The 10,144-nt window shown below is 43.8% G+C and carries 5 protein-coding genes; all 5 read right to left on the reverse strand.

Going from position 1 to position 10,144, the window contains the following annotated elements:
- Positions 1-4,807: KxYKxGKxW signal peptide domain-containing protein (locus Hs30E_RS09465; RefSeq protein ID WP_172209709.1), on the reverse strand; the 4,807-nt coding region annotated here is incomplete at its 3' end.
- Between the two features lie 398 nt (positions 4,808-5,205).
- The gene (gene thrS, locus Hs30E_RS09470) at positions 5,206-7,146 is read right to left on the reverse strand and encodes a threonine--tRNA ligase (RefSeq protein WP_172209710.1); all 1,941 of its coding nucleotides are present in this window, start codon (positions 7,144-7,146) and stop codon (positions 5,206-5,208) included.
- Positions 7,147-7,445: 299 nt separating this feature from the next.
- Positions 7,446-7,847: a hypothetical protein gene (locus Hs30E_RS09475; protein WP_172209711.1), complete on the reverse strand. Its 402-nt coding sequence runs from the start codon at positions 7,845-7,847 to the stop codon at positions 7,446-7,448.
- Positions 7,848-7,873: 26 nt separating this feature from the next.
- Positions 7,874-9,214: an Nramp family divalent metal transporter gene (locus Hs30E_RS09480; protein WP_172209712.1), complete on the reverse strand. Its 1,341-nt coding sequence runs from the start codon at positions 9,212-9,214 to the stop codon at positions 7,874-7,876.
- Positions 9,215-9,256: 42 nt separating this feature from the next.
- Positions 9,257-9,934: a metal-dependent transcriptional regulator gene (locus tag Hs30E_RS09485; RefSeq protein ID WP_172209713.1), complete on the reverse strand. Its 678-nt coding sequence runs from the start codon at positions 9,932-9,934 to the stop codon at positions 9,257-9,259.
- Positions 9,935-10,144 lie beyond the last annotated feature (210 nt).

Consider the following 10,144-nt stretch of genomic DNA (forward strand, 5'->3'; position numbering starts at 1 on the left):
CACTGTCTGCTTCCGAATCACTGTCTGCTTCCGAATCACTGTCTGCTTCCGAATCACTGTCTGCTTCCGAATCACTGTCTGCTTCCGAATCACTGTCTGCTTCCGAATCACTGTCTGCTTCCGAATCACTGTCTGCTTCCGAATCGCTATCCTCGGCAGAATCGCTTGCTTCTTCCGAGGCTAAATTTCTATCAGACTCAGAGTCTTGTGTTGAGTCACTATCCTCAGCTGAATCACTATCTTCTTCTGAATCGCTGTCCTCGGCCGAATCGCTATCTTCGGCCGAATCACTATCTGCTTCCGAATCGCTATCTTCTTCTGAATCGCTGTCCTCTTCCGAATCGCTGTCCTCGGCCGAATCGCTGTCTTCTTCCGAATCGCTGTCCTCGGCCGAATCGCTGTCTTCGGCGGAATCGCTTGCTTCTTCCGATGCTAAATTTCTATCAGACTCTGAATCTTGTGTTGAGTCACTGTCCTCAGCTGAATCACTATCTTCTTCCGAATCGCTGTCCTCTTCCGAATCGCTGTCTTCTTCCGAATCACTGTCTTCGGCAGAATCACTGTCTTCGGCAGAGTCGCTTGCTTCTTCAGAAGCTAAATTCCTATCAGACTCTGAATCTTGTGTTGAATCGCTGTCTTCGGCCGAATCGCTATCTTCGGCGGAATCACTATCTGCTTCCGAATCGCTTGCTTCTTCTGAATCGCTGTCCTCTTCCGAATCGCTGTCCTCGGCAGAATCACTGTCTTCTTCCGAATCGCTATCCTCGGCAGAATCGCTTGCTTCTTCCGAGGCTAAATTTCTATCAGACTCAGAGTCTTGTGTTGAGTCACTGTCCTCAGCTGAATCACTATCTTCTTCTGAATCACTATCTTCTTCTGAATCACTATCTTCGGCTGAATCGCTGTCTTCGGCCGAATCGCTGTCCTCTTCCGAATCGCTGTCTTCTTCCGAATCGCTTGCTTCTTCCGAGGCTAAATTTCTATCAGACTCAGAGTCTTGTGTTGAGTCACTGTCCTCAGCTGAATCACTATCTGCTTCTGAATCGCTATCTTCTTCCGAATCGCTGTCTTCTTCCGAATCGCTGTCTTCTTCCGAATCGCTGTCTTCGGCTGAATCACTGTCTGCTTCCGAATCGCTATCTTCGGCTGAATCACTGTCTGCTTCCGAATCGCTATCCGCTTCCGAATCGCTATCTTCGGCTGAATCACTATCTGCTTCCGAATCGCTATCCGCTTCTGAATCGCTATCTTCTTCTGAATCGCTGTCCTCAGCCGAATCGCTATCCTCGGCCGAATCGCTTGCTTCTTCCGAGGCTAAATTTCTATCAGACTCAGAGTCTTGTGTTGAGTCACTGTCCTCAGCCGAATCACTATCTTCTTCTGAATCGCTGTCATCGGCCGAATCGCTTGCTTCTTCCGAGGCTAAATTTCTATCAGACTCAGAGTCTTGTGTTGAGTCACTGTCCTCAGCTGAATCACTATCTTCTTCTGAATCGCTATCTTCGGCTGAATCACTGTCTGCTTCCGAATCGCTGTCATCGGCTGAATCGCTGTCTTCGGCTGAATCACTATCCGCTTCCGAATCACTATCCGCTTCCGAATCGCTATCCGCTTCCGAATCGCTATCCGCTTCCGAATCGCTATCCGCTTCCGAATCACTATCCACTTCCGAATCACTATCCGCTTCCGAATCACTATCCGCTTCCGAATCACTATCCACTTCCGAATCACTATCCGCTTCCGAATCACTATCCGCTTCCGAATCACTATCCGCTTCCGAATCGCTATCCGCTTCCGAATCGCTATCTGCTTCCGAATCGCTGTCTTCGGCTGAATCACTATCCGCTTCCGAATCGCTATCCGCGTCTGAATCCGAATCTTCGTCCGAATCACTATCTTCCTCTGAGTCAGAAACCTCATCAGAATCGCTCAACCCCTCCGACTCACTATCAAATTCAGAATCACTTACCTCATCCGAATCTGAGTCAAATTCCGAATCGCTCAACTCATCAGACTCAGAATCATACACCGAATCAGACTCCCAATCTTCATTCAACGTATATTTAATCTTGAACTGTTGCGCCACACTATCCGACATATTTTTACCATTACTCGTCGTGTCAAATATCGAATTTGCAGCCAAAGCCTCCGCCAAAGTCGCATAAGTCTGACCATCAGGACCGATTATCTCATAGTTATACTTCGCATACTCGCCATTTCCAGCCGCAGTAGCTGCAATCTCAGCATCCGTCAAACCAACAATGACATCTCCACCAGACGTTCCCTCAATCGTCTCAAGCACTGAGCCATCATTATCAACGACCTCCACAACCTGATAATCGCCAGTAAAAGTCAGCACCACATTTTGCACAGCCTTATCAGCCGTCTCGTTACCACTCGCATCAACGTTCTCCGTCTCATCAAAAGTGAACGTTTTCGCCGCTTCCTCATCTGTCAAATGGTAACCTGACACCTTAGCAAGCGTTGCAACATCAAGCAAGTCATAGAATTCCTGATAAGTCATCGTTTGATGACTCAAGCCATCCACAGGCACCGTTGCAACAACCGTCGTTGAAGCACCCGTAAACGATTTCAACTCCAAAGTAACATCAACCGTTTGCTTAAGCCCCGTCACATAAAACGTCGTCACAGGATTCGTATCGCCAACCAACAAGCTATCAGGCTGAACCTGAGTCGTATCCAATTTATAACCCGCTGGCACATTTGTCAACGTATAATACGGCACTTTCCAATCAATAACATTACCAATATTTGCTGGTACAAGATTAGTCAAACTCTCCTGCTCACTCGTTGACACTTTAGTAATATCAAGCGCCTCACCAGTTGCTAGATCAACATACTGATACTTAACATCAGCATCTTCGCCATAAAGATAGATATTATACTCATAAATCACACCCTCCATGGGAACAATCGCCACCTCAGGCTGACCGGATACATGACCATCATCAATCGTCGTTGTCGGCGCACCACCAGACTGCTTATCAGCCGCAGCACCCGCTGGCACCTGCTGTTCAAGCGCCCACTTATAACCAACTGGCATATTATCATAAACAAATTCCGACACCCGAGCATGCAACTCTTCCCCAATATAATGACTCGGATCAGACAAATCTTCCTCAACAACCTTAATTTTATTACCTTGCGGATCAATGTAGTTAAATTTCAAAGTCCCAACATCAAGCGCATTGGTCTGCAATTCACGAAAACCATTGATAGCAAACTCTTCAAGTGTCGTATCACTCCCTGTTTTATCAACATAAGCCTTATCACTCTTAATCGTCATCCGAGCAAATTTAGTTTCTTTACTTGGATTATTAAGACCTTGCCCATCTGATTTATTCCAAAAAGAGATAGATGAGTTCTCCATGATAAACTCACCTGCACCATTAATAACCTGATAAGTATTATTAGGTGTCCCATTTGTCTCATAAGCCCCAATATGCAAAGCCTTAGGTGAAATGAATTTCGCAAAAGAACCATTAGCAATATTAAAAACATACCCATCATAATTCTGACGAACATCCAAAACAGCACTTGCATTAAAAGTTAATTTAAAATTATCAGAAAGTCTAACTGCTTGATTCCCTGTTAAATTAAGAGCTGTCATCTGAAGATTCGTACCAAATGTATAAACTTTACCACTTGAACCACCAGAAGCAAAAAGATCATTAAAGCCATCTTGATACCAGGTCACATTATTACCAGCATTTAGATATTTATATCTATCAAGAAATAAAGAATAGTTAGTTGAAGCATGACTAATACCAGAAAGGGTAACGCCATCCCCCATATTAACAGTCGCATCGCCCGCTGCACTATTCCAGAAAAAGGCATCTGCCCCACCCACTTTTGGACGCTCATCTTTAACAATCGCACCGTCAACAAAGTCAATATTACTAATCCAACCTAATTCTTGAAGTACAATCACATCAACTGTTCCAGAAAATGTCGTCTTAGCATTGATCCCCATATTTCTGACTAAACGATTGACTTGGGTATTCTCTGCACCATCAACACCTGTTGCACTTTTAGCAGTCACGTTATCAATATTAACTTGCCAAGCACTAGAATCTTGATAGCCACCATTTGAAGCATTTCTAACAGTAATCACTGAAGCATAGTCTGGCGCATTAACAGCCGCTAAAATATTAATATTCGTAAGCGTAAAATTACCACCAGTAGTAGCCGTTGCACCATTCAACGCCAAAATCGTCTTACCAATATTAATCGAATGCCCGTCGCCGTCAATAATCAAGTCGGCTGAACGAGAAACCAAATCATCATAGGCTTGATCTGAAGTAAAATTACCAGTAATTTTGATATAAGTAATGGCTTGATTACCATAAGCCGTCTTAAAATCAGCATAGTTATCAACTTCAGCAATCGTCCCATTATCACGCGCATCCTGCTCATAAACGCCAATATTCGCAACTTGATCAGGCAACGGCACATGCACAGAAGTCGAGCTAACTCGCGGATTGGCATCATTATAAGCAATCTCAGCCTCAAAAATCGTTCGATTTGGATCAATCGCACTAGCAACATTTAACGCATTTTCAGCTGTAATCAGACGCGGAGCAGCCAAAAGAACCTTCTTACCACCAGAAGATTGACTATCAATTTTAGCATTTTCCGCACTTTCAGTTGTCTCATCGGCTGATGACACGACGGCACCAACGGCTACCCCTCCGCCAGTTATAATCGTCAAAACACTCGCAGCATAAAGCCACTGTTTACCTGATTTCCATAATCTGAAATGCGTTCGTTTTGTTTCTTTTTCCACTTTGTTCGTTCCCCCACGTTTACAAGTTATTTGAGCAACAATCAAGAATTAAATAACACATAAAATAACGTTATTTGCTATTTATAAAAATTCTCAATTCATTATTTATAACAGCTTAAACCAGAATTAACAAGGGCGGCTTATCTTCTTTGATAACGTTCTTAATCATTAAACATTAACACGAAACCCATAAAACACTAGACAAATAGCTATTTACAACTATTATACAGTAACATTTCAATTTATCAAAACAATATACTAATTGACTAAAAAATAACTAAAAAACATATTTTAAATGAATCGTTTTTAAAAAGAACTCTATAACATAACAGAAGTTTGAACAAAAATAACAATTTTATCTAAAAACAAAAACTCCCGAATAAACGAGAGTTTTCATTTTATACAACCTTAGAAAAATTAGCCACATCCGCCGCAATATGTGCGACAAAATCAGTCAAATCAAGCTCAGAGGTCTCCTTACTACCATAACGGCGCACATTGACCGACTTATCCGCCATCTCCTTATCGCCAACAATCAGCTGATAAGGAATCTTATGCGTTTGCGACTGACGAATCTTGTACTGCATCTTCTCATTACGCTCATCCACATGAACACGAATCCCCGCATTTTTCAGCGCATCCGCCACATCCCAAGCATAATCCATATGCGCCTCATTAGAGACAGGAATAACCGTCACTTGAGTCGGCGCAAGCCAAGTCGGAAACGCCCCCTTGTACACCTCCGTCAGATAAGCAACAAACCGCTCCATAGTTGACACAATCCCGCGATGAACCATGACAGGTCTGTGACCCTCACCATCCTTGCCAATATAAGTCAACTCAAACCGCTCAGGCAACAAGAAATCAAGCTGAATCGTCGACAAAGTTTCCTCATTGCCAAGCGCCGTCTTAACCTGCACATCAAGCTTAGGTCCATAAAAAGCAGCCTCCCCCTCAGCCTCAAAATAATCAAGCTCAAGCTCATCCATAGCAGCCTTCAACATCGTCTGCGCATTCTCCCACATAGCATCATTATCAAAATACTTCTCAGTATCCTTAGGGTCGCGATAGCTCAAACGGAAACGATAATCCGTCACATTGAAATCCTCATAAACATCCGTCATCAACTGCAAAGTCCGCTTGAACTCATCCTTGATTTGATCGGGGCGCACAAACACATGCCCATCATTCAAAGTCATTTCCCGAACACGTTGCAGACCAGATAAAGCGCCAGATTTCTCGTAACGGTGCATCATGCCAAGCTCAGCAATCCGAATTGGCAACTCACGATAAGAATGGACATCGTTTTTATAAACTTCGATATGGTGCGGACAGTTCATCGGACGTAGTACTAACTGCTCGCCGTCCCCCATATCCATTGGCGGAAACATATCCTCATGGTAATGATCCCAATGACCAGACGTTTTATAAAAATCAACACTCGCCATAATTGGCGTGTAAACATGATGGTAGCCACGCGCAATTTCCTTGTCAACAATATAACGCTCAATCGTCCGCCGAATCGTCGCCCCATTTGGCAACCAAAACGGCAAACCAGACCCAACCTCAGAATTAACCATAAAGAGATCCAATTCCTTGCCGAGTTTGCGGTGGTCACGCTCTTTTGCCTCCTCACGCATTTTCAGATAAGCCTTGAGATCCTTCTTATCAAACCAAGCCGTGCCATATACGCGTTGCATCATGGCATTATCGCTATTGCCACGCCAATAAGCCCCCGCCACATTGAGCAGATGAAAAACTTGAATCCGACCAGTTGACGGCACGTGCGGGCCACGGCACAGGTCAGTATACTCGCCTTGCGTGTAAATAGTCAAGCCCCCCTCATCGTCGTTATGCTCATCAATAAGTTCAAGCTTATAAGGATCATCTGCAAAAATCTCCTGCGCCTCAGCTTTCGTCACTTCCCGACGAACTGACGGATGATTTTCCTTGACAATCTTCATCATCTCTTCTTCAAGTCGTGGCAAATCTTCATCTGAAATCTGCCCAACCGCATTATCCGTATCATAGTAGAAACCATCTTGAATCGACGGACCAACCCCCAATTTAATATCAGGAAAAAGCCGCCGCGCAGCTTGAGCAAATAAATGCGCCGCCGAATGCCGCAACAAAGGCAAGGCATCCTCATGATCAGCCGTCACAATCTCAATCGTACCATCTGTCGTAATCGCCCGATTCAAATCAATCAACTTACCATTAAATTTACCCGCAAGCGCCTTTTTCGACAAAGACTTACTAATCGACTCAGCAACCTCAAAAGTCGTCACACCACTGTCAAAACCCTTAACCGCACCATCTGGAAATGTTACATTAATCACAATAAACCTCTTTTCTAAACTAAAAATCCCATGTTCATCAATAAAATGAACACAGGACGTCAAAACACGTGGTACCACCCGACTTTATCCCCACCCAAAAACAGGCAGAAACCTCAATAGCCGTAACGCAGCAAACGTGTTATTATTAATTACAATTTTGTTAATGAGTAGTACCGAACCAGCGCTCCCACAAGGCTCCCACCACCCCTTGCTCGCTTGACAAAGCTATCTCTTCAACATATCTCACTACTTAATTATAGCGCTTTTTTGCGACTTGTCAAATTGTTTTCGACTCAAAATCATTTTATCCGCTCAACAACTCGAACCGTCACAATCCTCGCATTCTCTTGAATTGCAAAAACAGTCCCACGATACTTCCTGTAACTTTCCTTTGTCAATTCAAAACCAAGCACAATCATTACCGTACCAGATTTAAGTGCTTGCCAAGCACCATTTTCTGTCACTTTTAAAACCGTCTCATCAGAAGATGAAAATGTCGTGACAGCAGTCAAATCATACTCAACTGGTGACTGATAAGGCGCTAAAAACTGACCATTTTCCCCAACAAAAACCTCTATTGGCATAGCTGATGTATCAAAACTTTGCGAAAGTGTTATCATTTTTGGCGGAATATGTCCTATTGCCCAAGTTGCGCCAAATACAACAACGAGTACAAACAAAGCCAAGCTTAATTTTTTCATAACGCCCTTCTTTTCAAGTCAATGTCCTAAAACATCCCAACAATCAACTTAAGATTCAAAATAGTGAGCAAAACAGCGCAAACCCAGCCTAAAGTAGCAACGATTTTGGTATTCTTGAACCGTTTGCCCATAATCTTCTCGCTAGATGTGAAATAAACTAGCGGAATCATCGAAACGGGCAGCGCCACGGATAAGAAAACCTGAGAATTGACCATGAGCGTGTCAAGTCCGCCCTCACGACCATGATAATAAATCGCCGCAATCAAAACAGGAATGACCGCAATACCACGCGTCATCAGACGCCGCGCCCAAGTCGGAACTTTCAGATGAATGAACCCCTCCATGACAATCTGACCCGACAAAGTCCCTGTAATCGTCGAATTTTGCCCCGAGGCAAGTAAAGCCACAGCAAACAAAGTCGACAATAAGGGACTTGCGACAGCACCTGCGATTTTGTTGTCTTGCAGGGCATTATACAAAGACGTAAACGTCCCAAGCCCCTCGCCACGACCGAAAAACATAGCAGCACCCAAAACAAGCAACAAAGTATTGATAATAAAAGCAACGCTCAGCTGAATATTGCTATCCCAAGTCGAAAAACGAACGGCACGCGCGATTTCATCTTCATCCTTGCGGTTATATTTCCGAGATTGTGCAATAGACGAGTGCAGATAGAGATTGTGCGGCATAACTGTCGCCCCAACAATCCCAAGCGCCATAGTCAGCTGACCATGATTCATAATCTCACGTTGCGGAATGAACCCCTCGACAAGTTTAGCCATATCAGGATTTGACACCGCAACCTCGTAGACAAAAACAAGCATTATCACGGTAATCAACGTCACAACAATCGCCTCAATCTTGCGAAAACCAAGTTTCATCAGAAACAACATCAGAAAAACGTCAAAAATCGTCAACACCACACCCCAAACAATCGGAATGCCAAACAGCAGATTTAGCGCAATCGCACCCCCAATGACCTCAGCAATATCCGTCGCCATAATCGCAAGCTCCGTCACAAGCCACAGGACAAAGCCCAATTTTCGCCCCGTATGCTCCCGTGTCGCCTGCGCCAAATCCATGCCCGTCACAATTCCGAGCTTAGACGCCATATACTGCAACAACATGGCAATCAAACTCGACACAAAAACGACCGACAAGAGCAAATAGCCGTACTGCGCGCCACCACCGATTGACGTGACCCAGTTGCCCGGATCCATGTAGCCAACCGCAACCAGCGCCCCAGGTCCCGAAAATGCCATTAAATTCTTCCAAAAATTCCCGTCTTTGGGAATTTCGACCGTCTCATTTATCTCCGCCAAGCTCGGCCCGCTCGCCGACTCGACAAAGTGCTTGTGTTCTTTCATTTTTCTCCTTATTTGAATTTTCTACGAAAGTTTGCGACTTCGTCACACCGCTTTATCTATCATGTTTTTATAACATTTTAACTGCCAGTCTTTTTTCTGAAAATGTGGCACAACAAATCTGACGTCAGCATCTGTTTTGACAATGACAGACCTATCAGCTAAGACCTCTAACAAGGTAATAAATTTCGGTTTCCGAAGCGCTAATTTTTGCAAAAATCTCTCAACACCAGCCGACAAACTCACGATTTCATAACGTTCAGCCACCATTGCCTCGCTCAAATCAAGCCTAACAAGCTTGCCATGCCAAAAACACTCAGCTGGAATTTCCGAGCCATGCGGATCAGAAGTCGGAAATTTCATCAAAGCATGCAGCCGCTCAATCAGCTTGCGCGACGACGCATGCTCCAAGTTTTCCGCCTCAGCATGCACTTCATGTAGCTGATAGCCCGCCATTTCGACCAAAAAAGTCTCCCAAACCCGATGTGATTTGAGAATAAACCGCGCCTCTTGATAGCCCTCAGGCTTTAGAAAAACACCATAATATTTTTTATGGTCGACTAAATTTTTCTTAGCCAACCGCTTAATCATCTCCGTCGCACTCGGCGCAGAAACTTTGAGTTCAGTCGCAATATCCGTGATATTGACCAAATCAGCCGTCTTTTCTTGCAAATGATAAATCGCTTTCAGATAATCCTGCTCAGTCTTTGAAAATTCGTTCATATCAACCTTTCTAATACTCCATATCAATAGTTTAGCACACCCTAAAATTCATGTCAAGTATTTTTTAGGGTAAACTAAAAAAATATCATTCGAAAGTGATAATGTCTTAAGTAGGTCGAAACATAAAATGTCCCAAATGTTAAACTAATACTTATGAAAAGGATATTACTCACTGTGAATGAATTGAAAAAGTATCGTGTTATCAAGTTA

This window comes from Pseudolactococcus hodotermopsidis (assembly GCF_011170085.1).
In the GTDB taxonomy this organism is placed as follows: Bacteria; Bacillota; Bacilli; order Lactobacillales; family Streptococcaceae; genus Pseudolactococcus; species Pseudolactococcus hodotermopsidis.

Bases quoted from the DNA above. Each gene is read 5' to 3' on its own strand.
- Hs30E_RS09475 (WP_172209711.1), bottom strand. From the start codon at position 7,847: ATGAAAAAATTAAGCTTGGCTTTGTTTGTACTCGTTGTTGTATTTGGC.
- Hs30E_RS09480 (WP_172209712.1), bottom strand. From the start codon at position 9,214: ATGAAAGAACACAAGCACTTTGTCGAGTCGGCGAGCGGGCCGAGCTTG.
- Hs30E_RS09485 (WP_172209713.1), bottom strand. From the start codon at position 9,934: ATGAACGAATTTTCAAAGACTGAGCAGGATTATCTGAAAGCGATTTAT.